A 16,344-nucleotide genomic window follows, 5' to 3' on the forward strand; every position below is an offset into this window, starting at 1 on the left:
ACATGGCGGTGTACCGGGGATAGGGTCTGTTACGGCCGCAGAATGGGGCCATGACCGACGCCTCGCCGACCGTGCTGCCCGCGGACTTCGCCGGGGACCTCGACGAGCGCAGCGCCGCCGGGATCGCGGCCGCCGTCGGCCGCCGAATCCGTTCCGGCGCACTCGCTCCCGGCACCCGGCTGCCGACCGTGCGCGAGGTCGCGCGCGAACTGCGGGTCTCCCCCGCCACCGTCAATCAGGCGTGGCGGGCGCTGGCGGCCACCGGCGCGATCGTCGCCCGGGGCCGGGCGGGCACCTTCGTCGGGGAGCTGCCCGCCCCGCCCGCCGGGCGCTATCAGCGGCTGCATTCGCCCTCCGACAACGCTTTTCGCGTCGACCTGTCCCGGGGCACCCCCGATCCGGCACTGCTGCCCGATCTGGCCGCCGCCCTGCATGCCCTGTCCCGCGACACCGCGCCGGGCGATCTGTCCGCGCATTATCTCGGCGAAGCGGTCCTGCCCGCGCTCGCGGCGACGCTGCGGGCCGACTGGCCGTGGCCGTGCGAGCGGCTGGCCGTGCTCGACGGCGCACTCGACGCCGTCGACCGGCTGCTCGCCGCGCATGTCCGATTCGGCGATCCGGTCATCGTCGAGGACCCCTGTTTCCCGCCGTTCCTGGACCTGCTGGCCCGGCTGGGTGCCCGGCCGATCCCCGTGCGCCTCGACGAATCCGGTTTCCGCCCCGAGGAATTCGCGCGCGCCTTGACCGGCCCCGTACCCCGCGCGGTGATCCTGCAGCCCCGCGCGCACAACCCCACCGGCGCCTCCCTCGACACTGCTCGGATCCGCGCGCTCGCCGCGCTGCTGGCGCCACACCCGGCCCTGATCATCGAGGACGACCATTCCGCGGGCATCGCGACCAGCCCACTGCGCTCACTCGCCGCCCGCTTCCCCGACCGCGGCGTCTACATCCGCTCGTACTCCAAATCCCACGGCGCCGACCTGCGTCTGGCCGTCGCCGGCGGCCCCGCGGCCCTGCTCGACCCGGTGGTCGAGCGCCGTATGCTCGGCCCCGGCTGGTCCAGCCGGCTGCTCCAGCGCGTCCTGCTCACGATGCTGTGCGACGCGGACGCCCGCGCCACCGTCGCCCGCGCCCGCCTGGAGTACCGCCGCCGCGCCACCGCCCTGCGCCGCGCCTTGGCCGCCCACGGCGTCGCCGTGTCCCCGGGCGACGGCATCAATCTCTGGCTCCCCGTCCACGACGAGAACGCCGCCATGATCAGCCTCGCCGCGGCCGGCATCAAGGCCGCCCCGGGTGGCCCCTTCGAGGTGGGCCCCCACCCGCCCGCCGACCACCTCCGCCTCACACTGGGCGCTCTGACCCCGGACACCGACCTCCCCTGGCTGGCCGCCGAGCTCGCCACCGCCACCACCGCGACACCCACTTACCGCCGCATCCGCCGCCCCTGAGCGGTCGCGAGCGCACCCACCGACGGCGGTGACCACCCTGTCCGGGCACGACCCGGCCGGGCACGCGCGGTGCCGATACGGCAGAATGGAGCTTTCCTCCCCCTCGAAAGGCAGCAGTGGTGACGCTCGGCGTGGTCCTCGGCGACGCAGACCCGCGCATTTCGGCGCGGTAGCGATCGAGGCTGTCCGTTTCACCCGCTCGCACCCCGGCGTCGAAGTGCTCGTCGTGTCACCAGCACCATCGACCACCGGGAGACTCCCGTGTCCACCATCGTTTGGACCGAAGACCGCATCCAGCACACCGCGCCGTGGCATTCCGAGAACGGCGCACCCGCGCCGACCGCCGTGGCGACCGCCGGCGATCGCCTGCCCGCCGATCAGGCGTTCCGGCGGATCCAAGCCGGCGAATCCCTGCTCTGGCAGGGCGATTACCACAACGGCCGTCAGCTCCTGCAGGCGCTGGCCCGTCGCGCCGACCGTGCGCGCACCGTGGCGCCGACCGGTGACCTGACCGCGCGCTACGACCACGAGCGGGCCAGGAAGCGCCGCCGCGCGGGCATTCTCGGCGCCGTCCTGGTCCAGCTCGACGACACCAACGACCTCGACCTGCGCCGCGCCCCCGATGTGCGGGCGGCCTGCACCGCCGCTTACGGGCCCGCCACCGCGGGCCGGGTCGTCACCTTTTCGGAACTGCTCGGGGTGCTCAGCTCCTATCGCTGGCACCAGCAGGGGGTCGAGGTGCCCGCACTCGGCGCGCGCATCCATCCCGGCTACGGGGTCTTCTCCCCCACCCGGGGCGAATACGTCGACCTGGTCGCGGACGCGCCGCTGAATCCCGAGGTGCGCACCGCCTTCGATCTGGGCACCGGCACCGGCGTGCTCGCCGCGCTGCTCGCCCAGCGCGGCGTCTCCCGGATCGTCGCCACCGACATCAACCCGCGCGCGGTGCGCTGCGCGACCGACAATCTCACCCGGCTCGGCTACGCCGACCGGATCACCGTCACCGGTCCCACGCTGTATCCGCAGGGCCGCGCCGATCTCGTCGTCTGCAATCCGCCCTGGCTACCCGGCACCCCGACCTCCGATCTGGAACGTGGTGTCTACGACCAGGATCAGTCGATGCTCACCGACTTCGCGTACGGTCTGCGCGCGCATCTGACGCCGCGCGGTGAAGGCTGGCTGGTGCTGTCCGACCTGGCCGAGCTGCTCGGTCTGCGCTCGGCCCGCCACCTCCCCCGCCTGCTCGACGACGCCGGACTACAGGTGCTGGCCCGCTCGACCACCCGGCCGCGGCATCCGCGGGCGAGCGATCGCGACGATCCGCTGGCCGCGGCCCGCACCGCGGAGACCACCTCGCTGTGGCGATTGCGAGCACGCTAGCCCGGCCACCGAGTTCGGCCGGTCCCTCCCCGTCCGGCGGCCGCGGCTGGCAGGATGCGCGGTACATCGTCCGGCAGCACCCATTCCGAGGAGACACCGTCCAGGTGAGCAGTCATTCGCAGGACCGTTCCATCGTCGGCACCACCCGGCGGGCCGCGCTCGGCCTCGGCGCCGCCCTCGCGGCGCTGGTGGCAATCGCCCCCGCCGCCCAGGCCGTCCCCGCCCACCAGGCGGTCGTCCCGGGCTGCGCCCCGGCCGTCGCCGGGGTGCCGAACGGCAAGCAGTGGGCCGCCGAGCCCGCCCTCACCATCGACCCCGCCGCGTCCTACACCGCGACACTCGACACCACCTGCGGCGTCGTGTCGATCGAACTCGACGCCGCCGCCGCGCCGCGCACGGTGAACTCCTTCGCGTTCCTGGCGAACGAGGGCTACTTCGACCACACCCGCTGTCACCGGCTCACCACCCAGGGCATCTACGTCCTGCAGTGCGGCGATCCCACCGCGACCGGCATGGGCGGCCCGGGCTACAAGTTCGGCGACGAGAACCTGGCCGGCGCGGTCTACCCCGCGGGCACCGTGGCGATGGCCAACGCGGGCCCCGGCACCAACGGCAGCCAGTTCTTCCTGGTCTACCGCGACACCCAGCTGCCGCCGAACTACACCCCGTTCGGCCGGGTCACCGCGGGCATGGACGCGCTCACCACCATCGCGAACGCCGGTGTCGCCGGTGGCGGGGCCGACGGCACGCCGGTGGCCGATGTGGTGTTCAACGCGGTGACCACCGCACAGGCCTGATCAACGACCGAGGGCCGCGTCTCCGGGAGTGGGAGACGCGGCCCTCGTCGGACGGCTGGTGATCAGCCGGCGCTGATCGAGCTGAACAGGTTCTGAATGGTCTGCAGGATGATCTCGGTCAGCAGATCAGCGGCGGAACCGGCCATGACAACACTCCTCGTTTACGGGTCCTCATCAGGTGCGACGAACATGTGAAGCGTGCCCTATCCACTCTGTGTCGCGTGGCGTTTTCGGGAAAAAAACTCACACATTCCCGGTACGCGAGAAGGCCGCGTCCCCGGGGGAACGCGGCCTTCCGTCGTAGGGCTTACAGGTACTGACCCGTATTGGACTCGGTGTCGATCGCCCGGCTCGCCGAGGCGTTCTTGCCGGTGACCAGCGTGCGGATGTAGACGATCCGCTCGCCCTTCTTGCCCGAGATCCGAGCCCAGTCGTCCGGGTTGGTCGTGTTGGGCAGGTCCTCGTTCTCGGCGAACTCGTCGACGATCGAGTCGAAGAGGTGCTGTATCCGCAGACCCGGATTCCCGGTGTCGAGCACGGACTTGATCGCGTACTTCTTCGCCCGGTCGACGATGTTCTGGATCATCGCGCCGGAGTTGAAGTCCTTGAAGTACAGGACTTCCTTGTCACCGTTGGCGTAGGTGACCTCCAGGAACCGGTTGTCGTCGCTCTCGGCGTACATCCGCTCGACGACCTTCTCGATCATCGCGTCCACGCACGCGGCCTTGTCGCCGTCGAACTCGCGAAGATCGCTCTCGTGCAGCGGCAGCGTCTCGGTGAGGTACTTGGAGAAGATGTCCTGCGCCGATTCCGCGTCCGGCCGCTCGATCTTGATCTTGACGTCCAGGCGGCCGGGCCGCAGGATCGCGGGGTCGATCATGTCCTCGCGGTTGGACGCGCCGATCACGATGACGTTCTCGAGACCCTCGACACCGTCGATCTCCGAGAGCAGCTGCGGCACCACGGTGGTCTCCACATCGGAGGAGACACCCGAACCACGGGTCCGGAAGATCGAGTCCATCTCGTCGAAGAACACGATCACCGGGGTGCCCTCGGAGGCCTTCTCGCGGGCCCGCTGGAAGATGATCCGGATGTGGCGCTCGGTCTCACCGACGAACTTGTTGAGCAGCTCGGGGCCCTTGATGTTGAGGAAGAAGGACTTGGCCTCCTTGGCGTCCTCACCACGGGCTTCGGCGATCTTCTTGGCCAGCGAGTTGGCGACGGCCTTGGCGATCAGCGTCTTACCGCAGCCGGGTGGACCGTAGAGCAGCACGCCCTTGGGCGGACGCAGCGCGTACTCCCGGAACAGATCCTTGTGCAGGAACGGCAGTTCCACCGCGTCCCGGATCTGCTCGATCTGCCTGCCGAGGCCGCCGATGTCGGTGTAGTCGACGTCGGGAACCTCTTCCAGCACAAGGTCTTCGACCTCGGCCTTGGGCACCCGCTCGAAGGCGAAGCCCGCCTTGGTGTCGACCAGCAGCGAATCACCGGGCCGCAGTTTGCGAATCGGGGAGTCGGGGTCGTCGATGTCGTCGTACTCGGCGATCTTGGACAGCGGCCCGGACAGCCAGACCACGCGCTCCTCGTCGGCGTGACCGACCACCAGGGCCCGCCTGCCGTCGTCGAGAATCTCGCGCAGCGTGCCGATTTCGCCGATGGCGTCGAAGTTCCCGGCCTCCACGACCGTGAGCGCTTCGTTGAGGCGCACGGTCTGGCCGTACTCGAGCGTCGCGACGTCGATGTTGGGCGAGCAGGTGAGGCGCATCTTGCGACCGGAGGTGAAGACGTCGACCGTCTGATCCTCGTAGGTGTGGATGACGATGCCGTAGCCGCTGGGCGGCTGACCCAGGCGATCGACTTCCTCACGCAGGGCGATCAGCTGCTGGCGCGCTTCCTTGAGCGTGTCCATCAACTTGCCGTTGCGGATGGTCAGCGAATCGATCCGTGCTTCCAATTCGCGTGCGCGATCCGGCGAGTCGGCGAGTTGTCTGCGAAGAGCAGCCGCCTCGGCGCGTACCGCCTCGAGCTCTCGCCAGGCCGCCGAATCCGAATTCTCGTTGGGGCTCATGATGCTGCTCCTCCCAGTCCCGGTCTTTCAACGCTACCGGGCGCGGTCCGTTCTCGCTTTCCGACATGGTTTCGTCGTGATCACATCTTGTACGGCAGGTACGACATCGGCCGCCGAATTACGCGTGTTAGGCTCCCCTAACACCCCGATCCGGGGCAGCAGGCGAGAGCACTCGCCCATCGAGCCGAAAGGTTGCCGAGCATGCTCCTTCCTACCCGCACGATCCGTGTCACCGTCGCTACCGCCGCTGCGGCGCTCGCCGTTACCGTCGGACTGACCGGTTGCGGCGGCTCCGACGATTCCTCGACGAAGGCCACCAGCAGCAGTACCAGTATCGCGGCCGCTCCGTCCAGCATTTCGGCAACTCCGTCCGGTGACAACGCCGCCGCCCCCACCGCCGATTCCCTGAAGGCGACGCTGATCAAGTTCTCGGACCCGGCGCTGTCCACCGACGAGAAGGCCGAGCTCATCGTCAACGGTGACGCGCGCAAGTCCAACATCGACCAGATGAACGGCATGCTCGCCGGCTACACCCTCACCTTCGCCGTCGACAACGTCGTGACCAGCGGCAACACCGCGACCGCCGATGTCACCATCACCTCGCCGCACGGCACGGCGCCGGCCTTCCCGGTCACCTGGGAGCAGGTCGACGGCACCTGGAAGCTCTCCGACGCCAGCGGCTGCCTCCTGCTGGGCTTCGCGCAGGCCCCCTGCACGCCCGCCTGACGCCCGCTGCGGCCCCGGCCGGCCCCGCGGGGTCCAGCCCGGGCCGTTCGCACGCTGTGCACGGCACAGGGAACCCGCGGCGGCCGGTTCCCCACGGTCACTCCGGCAGCCGCCGGACGTAGAGTTGCTGGGCCGCGCGAGCGACCAGGGCGCCGCTCGCGTCGACGATCTCGGCACTGTGTTCGGTGATCGACTTCGCACCCGCCGCGGTCGCCGCGCGGATGCCGGCGACCTGCTCGCGCGACAGGCCCATCGTGGCGGTGACGGTGCCCCGCCCCGGCCGGAGGAATTCGATGGAACCGGTGATGTTCCAGATCCGGTAGCCGCGCCCGAGCTGGCCGTAGGCCATGATCGCGAAGAACGGGTCGGTCATCGAGTACAGGGTGCCGCCGAACGCGGCCCGGTTCGGGCTGTTGCGGTTCCACGGACGCACCCGGTAGGCGACGCTGACCGAGGTCCAATCGGCGGCGATGTGTTTCACCCGAACCCCGCCGAACAGGTATGGCGGGAAGACGTTGAACACCGCGCGATACAGGCGCGGGGAGTCGCCGGGATACAGCATCCCGGCGGACGGATCCTTCGTCGCGGACGATTCGGTTTCCGGCATGCTGCCCCCTCCGAGCGTGACCCGCCGGGTCGCGATCCACGCCGCTCGACCGCGAGCGGCTCCCGCATCGCACCTTAGTGGCGCGCCGCGCGAGCCGCCACGGGTCCGGGTATCAGCCCTTCGACGGCCGACGCTGCGGCTTGGGGGTGACCGTTCCCTCGGCGAGGCGACGCGCGCTCACCAGGAAGGCGGTGTGGCCCTGCATGCGGTGTTCGGGCCGCACGGCCAGGCCGACGACGTGCCAGCCGCGCACCATCGACTCCCACGAGCGGGGTTCGGTCCAGCACTCCTGCTCGCGCAGCGCTTCGACGACCTTCGACAGCTGGGTCACCGTCGCCACGTAGACGATCAGCACACCGCCGGGGACCAGCGCCTTGGACACCGCGGGCAGCGCGTCCCAGGGGGCGAGCATGTCCAGGACGACCCGGTCGACCTGCTCGCCCTCGTACTGGGCGACATCGGCGACGGTCAGCGACCAGTTGGCCGGGCGCTCGCCGAAGAACGTCTCGACATTGCGGATGGCGTGCTCGGCGTGGTCGTCGCGGATCTCGTAGGAGATCACCTCGCCCTCGGGGCCGACCGCGCGCAGCAGCGAACAGGTCAGCGCGCCGGAACCGGCGCCCGCCTCGAGCACCCGGGCACCGGGGAACACATCGCCCTCGTGGACGATCTGCGCCGCGTCCTTCGGGTAGATGACGGCCGCGCCCCGCGGCATCGACAGCACGTAGTCGACGAGCAGGGGGCGCAACGCCAGGTAGGGGGTGCCGTTGGTGGACTTCACGACGGTGCCCTCGTCGGTGCCGATGAGGTCGTCGTGCTTGATGCCGCCGCGGTGGGTGTGGAATTCCTTCCCTTCCTCCAGCACCACCGTGTAGAGGCGCCCCTTGGCATCGGTCAGCTGCACCCGGTCCCCGATGGCGAATGGACCGGTCCGTCTGGCCGTCATGTATCTCCGTTCTTCGAGTGGACCTCTCAGCCTGCCAGGTCGGGGTGCCGTCGCCGGAACGGGGTGAGGCGGAGGTGAGGTGCGGCACGCGTGTCGGTGGGTGCCGATACTCTGCGAACCATGTCAGTGCCCGTGTCCGCGTCCCTTGCCGACGACACCGCCGACGGTCCGGCCCCGCGGTCGCGACCGGCGCTGTCACCTTCGCGGGCAAGCGATTTCAAGCAGTGTCCGCTCAAGTACCGGTTGCGGGCGATCGATCGGGTGCCGGAGCCGCCGACGCGAGCCGCGGTGCGGGGCACGGTGGTCCACGCCGTGCTCGAGGATCTGTTCGGGCTGCCCGCCGCCGAGCGACACCCGGCCAGGGCGGCGGAGTTGGTGCCCGGAGCGTGGGATCGGGTGCGCGCCGATCGGGCCGGGATCGACGAGCTGGTCGCCGAGGGCGGTCCCGAGGCACTGTTCGACGAGGTGCGCGGGCTCGTCGAGAGCTACTACGAGCTCGAGGATCCGACCCGGTTCGAGGCACACGCGCGCGAGGAGCGGGTGGAGGTCGAGCTGGCCGGCGACATCCCGTTGCGCGGGTTCGTCGACCGCATCGATGTCGCCGCGAACGGCCTGCTGCGGGTGGTCGACTACAAGACCGGCCGCGCCCCCGGCCCGATGCACGAGGCGCGTGCGCTGTTCCAGCTCAAGTTCTACGCGCTGATGATCCTGCGCACCCGCGATATCGTGCCCGCCCAGCTGCGGCTGATCTACCTGGCCGACAAGGTGCTGCTCACCTACTCCCCCGACCGCGACGAGCTGGAACGCTTCGAACGGATCCTGACGGCGCTGTGGCAGGCGATCCTGGAGGCGGGCCGCACGGGTGATTTCCCGCCCAACCGCAACACGATGTGCCGGTTCTGCGATTTCCAGCACCTGTGCCCGGAGTTCGGTGGCACCCCGCCGCCGTATCCGGGCTGGCCGCAGCAGGCGCCGGTGGACCTGGGGCTGCCGGAGGCGCGGCCCGCCGAAGACGTCTGAGCCGGCCGGTGGCGCGGCCGCCGCCCCCGCGGCGACGACCGCGCGACCCTCACACGGTGAAGTCGCGGAACAGCAGCACCGAAAGCCCTAGGCCGACAAACAGATTCACCACGACCGCCGACCCGAAGACCGCGATCGGCCGCCAGCCCGCCTTCCGCAGCCCGCGCAGCGAGAACTCCAGGCCGATCGAGACGAAGGCCAGGATCAGGAACCAGGTGCGCAGGTCGTTGATGATCGCGATGTGCGCCGCCCCGGTCTTCTTGTCGACCGACTGCAGGTACAGGGTGCCGATGATCGAGGCGGCGAGGAATCCGAGCACGAACTTCGGGAATCGGGACCAGAATTCGCCGAGGCTGGGTCTGGCCGCGCCCGGCGTGCGGTCCACCCGGAAGGCGAACCAGGCGGTCAGCGCGATGGCCACGAGCCCGATCAGCGCGTTCTGCGTGGTCTTGACGATCGTGGCGATCTCGAGCGCGTCTTCGCCGGCGAGCACGCCCGCCGCGGCCACCGCCGCGGTGGTGTCGATGTTGCCGCCGATCCAGGCGCCCGCCACCGCGTCGGACAGGCCGAACGTGTCGGCCAGCCAGGGCAGCAGGAAGATCGAGGGCAGCGCGAAGATGATCACCAGCGAGGCCGCGTAGGCGATCTGCTCGCGCCGCGCCTGCACCGCGCCCGCCGCCGCGATCGCCGCGCTCACCCCGCAGATCGACACCGCCGAGGACAGCAGCGCCCGCAGCTTGTCGTCGAGTCCCAGCTTGCCGCCGAACCACCAGGTGAAACCGAAGACGATGGTGATCAGCGCCAGCGCCTGGATGATCGACGGCCCGGCCGCCGTCACCAGGATCTTCAGATTGATCGACGCGCCGAGCAGCACCACCCCGGTCTTGATGAAGAACTCGGTCCGGAAACCGGCCGAGAGTCGCTCCCGCAGACCCAGTCTGCTCAGCACGACATTGCCGATCAGGCCGATCGCGATCGCGTACACGGGGTATTCGACCGACTTGGCGATCCGCCGGAACGGCGTCTCCGCCGCCCACCGCGGCGCCTGGGTGTCGAAGAACCGGGTCAGCGCGCCGAGGGCGAGCACGAGCAGGATCCCGGCGACGACATCGGTGGCGGTCGGCCGTGGATTGGCTTGCAGCGCAGCGGTTTCCGTCGTGGTCTCGGACTCGCTCATCACGGCACCAGCCAGTCCGGAATCGCCCCGACCAGGACGAGGGCGATCAGCGCGAGACCGACGACCGTGGCCAGCCAGTCCTCGTTCCACGTGAATGCGCTACCCGGCCGCGGCTCGGGCTGTGTCTGGGACACGGTGACTCCTAGGGTTCCTCATCGAGAAACCGCAAGGTAGCAACGCGCTGGCCCGGCACACACCGATTGCGCTCACCGTGAACCGATTTCGCGCGGCATCACGCGAACGGCCCGACGCGCTGATCGCGCTCGTCGGGCCGTTCGTCGCCCACCGGTGCGGGCGGCGTTCCTCGCCTTCCGCCAGGCGGCGGCGTTCTTCCAGAACGAGTCAGAACGCGCGGCAGGAGCGGATGTCGGTGGCGAGGATGGCCTTGGCGCCGAGGTCGGCGAGGCGGTCCATCAGGTCGTTGCCCTGCTTGCGCGGGACCAGGGCGCGCACCGCGACCCAGTCGGGGTCGGTGAGCGGGGAGACCGTCGGCGACTCCAGGCCCGGCGTGATGGCGACGGCCTCGTCGAGCAGCGACTTGGGGCAGTCGTAGTCCAGCATCAGGTACTGCTGGGCGAACACGACACCCTGGATGCGCGCGATGAGCTGGTTGCGCGCCCGGTCGCCCTGGTCGGAGCCGGTGCGCTCGATCAGCACGCCCTCGGAATCGCACAGCGAGTCGCCGAAGGCGACCAGGTTGTGCTGACGCAGGGTCCGGCCGGAGCCGACGACATCGGCGATCGCGTCGGCCACGCCGAGCTGGATCGAGATCTCGACCGCGCCGTCGAGGCGGATGACCTCGGCCTCGATGCCGAAGCGCGCGAGGTCGGCACGGACCAGGTTCGGGTACGAGGTGGCGATGCGCTTGCCCGCCAGATCCTCGACCTTCCAGTCCTCGCCGGCCGGGGCGGCATAGCGGAAGGAGGAGCGGCCGAAACCGAGCGAGAGCCGCTCGCTGACCGGCGAACCGGAATCCAGGGCCAGATCGCGGCCGGTGATGCCGAGGTCGAGCTCACCGGAGCCGACGTAGATGGCGATGTCCTTGGGCCGCAGGAAGAAGAATTCGACCTGGTTGGCGGGATCGAGGACGGTCAGCTCGCGGGAATCGGTGCGTTTGCGGTAACCGGCCTCGCTCAGGATCGAGACGGCGGATTCCGACAGCGAGCCCTTGTTGGGAACTGCGACGCGCAACATGGGAGGGGACCTTTCGGGAGAAGACGAACGGAGGTGTCGACCGGGACGGATCAGCCGTCACAGATGTCGGTACACGTCCTCGAGCTTCAGCCCGCGACCCACCATCATCACCTGGACCCAGTACAGCAGCTGGGAGATCTCCTCGGCGAGGGCTTCGTCGCTCTCGTGCTCGGCGGCCAGCCAGATCTCACCGGCTTCCTCGAGCACCTTCTTACCCTGGAAATGAACGCCCGCGTCCAGCGCGGCCACGGTGCCCGACCCCTCGGGACGGGTCTGGGCACGCTCGGTCAGCTCGGCGAACAGGGATTCGAAGTTCTTCACGAGGAAAGATTGTTTCACACGCCCGCCACCACATTTCCCACACTGCACCCACGCGCGTGGGAAGCGCCCGTGCCCGCATCCCCAGCCCCGTACCCGCGACCCCGAGGAGCAGCGGCCACGCAGTGGCCGGTTCGCGGCCGTCCCGCCGGTCAGGCGCCGTTGCGTAGGCGACGAAGGAGCAAGCAACGTGCCTGACCGGCGGGACACAAGGGGCCGCGAACTCGAGCGCGCCAGCGCTCCAACGAACACCGCGAACCCGCGGCGCCCGCGCTGTCGACTACCCAGCCAGCAGCACGCGCAGGTCGGCGACCGCGGTGCGCAGGTGGTCGGCGAAGGCGTACATCTGGTCGGCCACCGACTTGGGGGTGGCCAGGTAGATGTTCCAGCGATCCGGCAACAGCACGTAGGCGATACCGATGCAGGTGGGGCTGGTGGAGCCGAAACCGAAGTAGCGGATGTGCACCGACGGCGCCGAGCTGGTGCTCAGGTAGTCGTCGCGCATGATCGTCCAGCCGGGGCTGTCGAACAGCGCGATCTGCTCGTCGGCGACGCCCAGTTCCGCGCCGCGGCGGCGCTGGATCCACTGCAGTTCCCACAGGTGCTGCTCGGGCGCCTGACCCGCCTGGCACTCCTTGGCCCGGCCGACGTGCGCGGCGGCCGCCGTGCGGGCCGCGGCCAGCTTGTCCTCGCGGGCGACGGTGTCGTCGACCATCGCGTCGACGAAGGCCACCATCTCCGGGGTCACCACGCGCATGGCCTCGGTGCGACCGTTGCGGAACTGCCTGGTCGCGATGGACTCGTAGGTGGCGCCGGTCAGGCCCTTGCTGCGCCGGTGGGCGAGCTGGTAGGCCAGCTGGGCGAACGCGTCGGGCGAGATGCCGAGCTTCTTCGCCGCGCCGGTGCCGAAGTCGTCGAAGGAGACCAGGGCAGTCGCGGTGTCGGCGGCGAAGCGGGCGAAGTCCGCGCCCGCCGCGGCGATGTCGGCGCGGGCGGCCGAGTCGAGGACGAATTCGACCGGCTCGACCTGCGGCAGCCCCTGGGCCCTGGCACCGCTGGTGGCGGCGTGGTCCTGGGCGGTCCGCTCGAGCAGCGCGTCCACGAACGAGAGCACGGTGGTGCCGTCGAGGCCGCAGTGCTCGATGTTGATGCCGGCTTGGCCGTCGGCGAAGACGATGAACGACACCGACTTGTCGAAGTACCGGTTGGCGCTGTCACCGTGCAGCAGCTGATCGCAGGCGTGCAGTTCGTCGCGCGGGGCGAAGTCCTCCAGGCAGACCGCGAACAGCGCCGTCTCGATCTCGTCGAAGGCCGCGACGTTGGCCGCCTCGGCGCGCAGGGTGGTCCGGCTGCGCGCCCACTCCGCCCGCGCCTTGGTGGTCAGGTGTCCGACCGAGGTATCGGTGGCCGCGGGCTTGGTGCCGCCCTTGATGACCGCGCGCAGCCCGTCGACGACATCGGAGAACGCGTACGGCACGCCGTCGGGGCCGATCACGTCCATCCGGAAGATGTTGCCGCGGTAGAAGACCACGATGTGGCGCGCGTCCGAGGGACCCGGCCATTCCGGGCTGTAGGGCTTGCGCACGGTGTCCTGCACCTCGCCCGGGATGCGGGTCTCGGAGAACAGGTACTTGTTCTGCCACATCGACAGCTGCTGCCCGCGCTGGGTGACCGGCGGGATCCGCTCGGCGTCCAGCGCCAGCTTGTAGTCCACGGCGGCGCCGATGATCGCGGCGGCCCGCTCGGCCTGGCCCGCCACGGTGGAGGCGGCCAGCGGGGTGTCGTCGCGGAACAGGAAGACGAAGTTGGCGTTCAACGCGATCCGGTCGCGGCGGCCCAGGTACCGCGAGGGCCAGAACTCGTCGAGCCAGCTGCCGACCCCCGGAGTGGCGTCGTACTCGGCGAGCGCGGCGTGCAGGGTCCGGCCTGCCCCACCGGGCCGCAGCAGCTCGGCTACTGCGGCCTCGGTGGCGGCGAGTTCCTCGGCGCCGAGCAACGGCTGACACCACTGCAGGAACCGTGCGCAGCTGTCGTCCAGTGTCGGCAGCGGAACCCGGGGCAGGCTGTCTTCGGCGGCGAACGTCGGTTGGTTCAATCCAGATCCTCAGGTCTCGATGGGATGCGGGCGGGACACGAACAGGTTGGCGTAGAGCCAGCCTTCGGCTTCGTGGTCGGTGGTGTCGATTCCCTTGGCCGCCAACGCTTCCAGCACCTGTGCACGTTCCTGGGCCGAAGCGAAGCGCCGCTGCTGGAACATACCGGGACGCTGCTCGCTGCGATAGCCGAGCGCGGCGAGTTCGGCGGCGATCGGGCCGAAATCGAACATCCGCAACACGAAATGCGCCATCCACGGTCGCTTGCGGGGATCCGCCTGGGCGACCCTGGAGAGGGTTTTCTCGGTGATGTAGCCGACGCACCCGGTGGAGATCACCAGATCGGCGGAGGCGAGCACACGACGCTGGGCCTCGGTCGGCTCGGTGGCCTCGAGGTCGGCGTGCACGTAGTCGTGCAGGAATCCGGCGGCATGGGCGTAGGTCAGCGCCGGGCGTGCGGCGTCCATCCCGACGAAGCGTACGTCGGGCATCAGGTCGGCGCGTAACCGCTCCCGATCCGCCGCGATCAGCCCGACCTTGTCGGTCTCGGCGTGGTCGCGATAGTGCCCGGCCAGTTCCTCGACCGTGGTACCGGTCCGCAGCAGCGCCGCGTTCACCCCGTAGGAGCAGCCCAGGTCGAGCACCGTGGGGATCCGGTCCGGACGTGCCGCCCGCAACTGGCGCAACTGCTCCTGGAAGTGCGGCTTGGCCAGCTCCGGGATCCGGTAGTCCAGCTCGTTCATCCGCGCGAAGTAGGCACGCGGATCGGGACTTTCGTAGATGTCGTCGAAGGATGCTTTGCCGGTGGTGTGCAACGGAACGGACATGGGCGGTTCCTCTCAGTCGAGCAGTCGGTCACCTCGGACGGCGTCGGCCGCGGCGGCCACATGGTCGGGCAGGACACGGCCGAACAACTGCCTGGTGCGTTCGACAGTGCCGATCACCCCGGGCCGGTCCGTGTAGGCGAAGATCGCCGAATGTCGTTGTCCCGCACCGGCCACCTCGGTGACCCGGTGCAGCGAGAAGCGGCCCTTGAACAGCTGCAGGTCGCCGGGACGCAGTTCCAGGGCGCGGATGAACCGCTCGCCCTCGCCGGTGAGCACGGCACGCACGTCGTCGAGATGCTCGGCGTGCGGGTCGCGGATGTTGGGGCAGTATTCGAAGACACCGCCGGCGTCGGGGCGCCGCGTCAGCATGCTGACGGTGAACTCGTTGGTGTCGAAATGCCACGGGTGCGACATGCCCGGCTCGACCACGTTCAGGCACAGACCGGCCAGCGGGTCGGCGAATTCGTGCAGTTCGTCGAGTTCGAAACAGTCGGCCACGAACCGCTGGAAGACGGGGTCGGTGTAGAGGCGCTGGATCAGCGCGTCGACGGGGATGCGGTCGCGGGCGACGAAGGCGTTGCCGCGATCGAGCACGATCCGGGCCGGGTGGTCGGCGGGCAGATCGGCGTCGAGCGGGATGTTGTAGGCGTTGACCCGCTCCACCTGGTAATGGGCGTGCGGGGCGATCTGCTCCCCCTCGACCCGCAGCGTCTCCCACAGCTCCGGGCGGATGAATTCGCGCAGAACCGTGCAGCCGTCCTCGGCCAGTTCCGCGCGGGCGGCCTCGACCGCGGCGCGCCGGCCCGGGCCACCGAGATCGGTGAGCGGATACCGTGCGATGTCGACGATTTCGTCAAGCCCCCGCGTCCCTGTCATGAGTTCAGTTTGCGGGAACTTTCGCCGACACGCCCAGGGTTTCGGCAAATCCGGCCTATCCCGGGCAGATCACAGCGTCATGAAATCAACTGTGCGGCAACAGTTTTCGTATATTCCCTGTCGATAGCGGAATTATCACGGTAGGCTATTCGCCCTATCTCGCTGCGCTGCCGAAATGTTCGTCGCGCACCACGAGCGCGGCCCCCAGATCGTTGGCCGACAAACCCACCAGTGACTCCCGGAATACCCGCCCCGGCGCCTCGGGAACCGCGATTTCGCACGGAATCACGATCAGGCCGCAGCCGGCGCCCTGTGCCGCGAGTGCGCCGGTGGGCGAATCCTCGATCGCCACACAGTCGGCCGGGTGGAGTTCGAGCAGGTCGGCGGCCTTGCGGTAGATGGCCGGATCGGGTTTGCCGTGCGGCACTTCGTCACCGCAGACCGAGATGTCGAAGAAGTCGCGGCCCAGCGTGTCGAGCCCGTATTCGGTGAGCGAGCGCTTGGTGTTGGTGACCAGCGCGCAGCGCAGACCCGCCGCGCGCACCATGGCGAGCGCGTCCTTGGCCCCGGGTCGCCACGGGATCGGACCCAGCATCAGCTCGGTGACCCGGCGTTCGAGGAAATCCCCCGCCTCGGTGATCACCCGCGGCGTCGCCTCGACCCCGATCCCCTCGAACAGCATGCGCAGCGCGTTCGGCCCGGAGGCGCCGATCAGCGCGTGGCGAATCTCGTCGGTGAGCTCACTGCCGTGTTCGCGGGCCAGTTCGCGTACCGCGATGTCCCACAGCTTCTCCGAGTCGAGCAGCGTGCCGTCCATGTCCCACAGCACCGCGGCCGGTCGCGCCCTCACCTGTTACTCGCCTCGTT

At 69.6% G+C, this 16,344-nt stretch carries 16 protein-coding genes; 5 read left to right on the forward strand and 11 right to left on the reverse strand.

Going from position 1 to position 16,344, the window contains the following annotated elements; translation table 11 throughout:
* The first annotated feature begins 50 nt into the window (after positions 1-50).
* The 3 genes from Q7X29_RS21330 to Q7X29_RS21340 all read left to right on the forward strand — a co-directional run bounded on the left by Q7X29_RS21330 (position 51) and on the right by Q7X29_RS21340 (position 3,625).
* Positions 51-1,448: an aminotransferase class I/II-fold pyridoxal phosphate-dependent enzyme gene (locus tag Q7X29_RS21330; RefSeq protein WP_316575175.1), complete on the forward strand. Its 1,398-nt coding sequence runs from the start codon at positions 51-53 to the stop codon at positions 1,446-1,448.
* A gap of 261 nt (positions 1,449-1,709) precedes the next feature.
* Positions 1,710-2,828, forward strand: coding sequence for a class I SAM-dependent methyltransferase (locus Q7X29_RS21335; RefSeq protein ID WP_316575176.1), 1,119 nt, complete (start codon positions 1,710-1,712; stop codon positions 2,826-2,828).
* A 104-nt stretch (positions 2,829-2,932) separates the two neighbouring features.
* Positions 2,933-3,625: a peptidylprolyl isomerase gene (locus Q7X29_RS21340; RefSeq protein ID WP_316575177.1), complete on the forward strand. Its 693-nt coding sequence runs from the start codon at positions 2,933-2,935 to the stop codon at positions 3,623-3,625.
* A 307-nt stretch (positions 3,626-3,932) separates the two neighbouring features.
* Here the strand turns inward: Q7X29_RS21340 and arc are convergent, their stop codons facing one another.
* The gene (gene arc / locus Q7X29_RS21345) at positions 3,933-5,693 is read right to left on the reverse strand and encodes a proteasome ATPase (RefSeq protein WP_218718337.1); all 1,761 of its coding nucleotides are present in this window, start codon (positions 5,691-5,693) and stop codon (positions 3,933-3,935) included.
* Positions 5,694-5,894: 201 nt separating this feature from the next.
* Here arc and Q7X29_RS21350 point away from each other — a divergent pair, with 201 nt between their 5' ends.
* Positions 5,895-6,419, forward strand: a complete 525-nt coding sequence (locus tag Q7X29_RS21350; RefSeq protein ID WP_218718338.1) for a hypothetical protein — start codon at positions 5,895-5,897, stop codon at positions 6,417-6,419.
* 97 nt (positions 6,420-6,516) lie between these two features.
* On the opposite strand, the gene Q7X29_RS21355 is transcribed toward Q7X29_RS21350, so the two are convergent.
* A complete protein-coding gene (locus Q7X29_RS21355) occupies positions 6,517-7,026 on the reverse strand; it encodes a DUF4442 domain-containing protein (protein ID WP_316575178.1) in 510 nt (169 codons plus the stop codon).
* 112 nt (positions 7,027-7,138) lie between these two features.
* On the reverse strand, positions 7,139-7,972 hold the full coding sequence (locus tag Q7X29_RS21360; RefSeq protein ID WP_218718340.1) for a tRNA (adenine-N1)-methyltransferase: 834 nt from the start codon (positions 7,970-7,972) through the stop codon (positions 7,139-7,141).
* A 120-nt stretch (positions 7,973-8,092) separates the two neighbouring features.
* Here Q7X29_RS21360 and Q7X29_RS21365 point away from each other — a divergent pair, with 120 nt between their 5' ends.
* Positions 8,093-8,992, forward strand: a complete 900-nt coding sequence (locus tag Q7X29_RS21365) for a RecB family exonuclease (protein ID WP_316575179.1) — start codon at positions 8,093-8,095, stop codon at positions 8,990-8,992.
* A 49-nt stretch (positions 8,993-9,041) separates the two neighbouring features.
* Here the strand turns inward: Q7X29_RS21365 and Q7X29_RS21370 are convergent, their stop codons facing one another.
* From Q7X29_RS21370 to Q7X29_RS21405, 8 genes are all read right to left on the reverse strand, one after another.
* Positions 9,042-10,169: a YeiH family protein gene (locus tag Q7X29_RS21370; RefSeq protein WP_316575180.1), complete on the reverse strand. Its 1,128-nt coding sequence runs from the start codon at positions 10,167-10,169 to the stop codon at positions 9,042-9,044.
* Positions 10,169-10,303: a hypothetical protein gene (locus Q7X29_RS21375; protein ID WP_255587688.1), complete on the reverse strand. Its 135-nt coding sequence runs from the start codon at positions 10,301-10,303 to the stop codon at positions 10,169-10,171. The genes Q7X29_RS21370 and Q7X29_RS21375 overlap by 1 nt, the downstream gene beginning before the upstream one ends.
* A gap of 208 nt (positions 10,304-10,511) precedes the next feature.
* The gene (gene hisG, locus Q7X29_RS21380) at positions 10,512-11,363 is read right to left on the reverse strand and encodes an ATP phosphoribosyltransferase (protein ID WP_218718343.1); all 852 of its coding nucleotides are present in this window, start codon (positions 11,361-11,363) and stop codon (positions 10,512-10,514) included.
* Between the two features lie 57 nt (positions 11,364-11,420).
* Positions 11,421-11,684 carry a phosphoribosyl-ATP diphosphatase gene (locus Q7X29_RS21385; protein WP_110041330.1) on the reverse strand — a complete coding sequence of 88 codons (264 nt, stop codon included), beginning with the start codon at positions 11,682-11,684 and terminating at the stop codon, positions 11,421-11,423.
* A 277-nt stretch (positions 11,685-11,961) separates the two neighbouring features.
* On the reverse strand, positions 11,962-13,776 hold the full coding sequence (locus tag Q7X29_RS21390) for a choline/carnitine O-acyltransferase (protein ID WP_316575181.1): 1,815 nt from the start codon (positions 13,774-13,776) through the stop codon (positions 11,962-11,964).
* A gap of 9 nt (positions 13,777-13,785) precedes the next feature.
* Positions 13,786-14,601, reverse strand: coding sequence for a class I SAM-dependent methyltransferase (locus tag Q7X29_RS21395; protein ID WP_218718345.1), 816 nt, complete (start codon positions 14,599-14,601; stop codon positions 13,786-13,788).
* A gap of 12 nt (positions 14,602-14,613) precedes the next feature.
* A complete protein-coding gene (locus Q7X29_RS21400) occupies positions 14,614-15,477 on the reverse strand; it encodes a HalD/BesD family halogenase (protein WP_218718346.1) in 864 nt (287 codons plus the stop codon).
* Positions 15,478-15,631: 154 nt separating this feature from the next.
* Positions 15,632-16,327, reverse strand: a complete 696-nt coding sequence (locus Q7X29_RS21405) for an HAD family hydrolase (RefSeq protein ID WP_308248469.1) — start codon at positions 16,325-16,327, stop codon at positions 15,632-15,634.
* Positions 16,328-16,344 lie beyond the last annotated feature (17 nt).

The sequence above is a fragment of the Nocardia canadensis genome (assembly GCF_032656385.1).
Lineage (GTDB): Bacteria > Actinomycetota > Actinomycetes > Mycobacteriales > Mycobacteriaceae > Nocardia > Nocardia canadensis.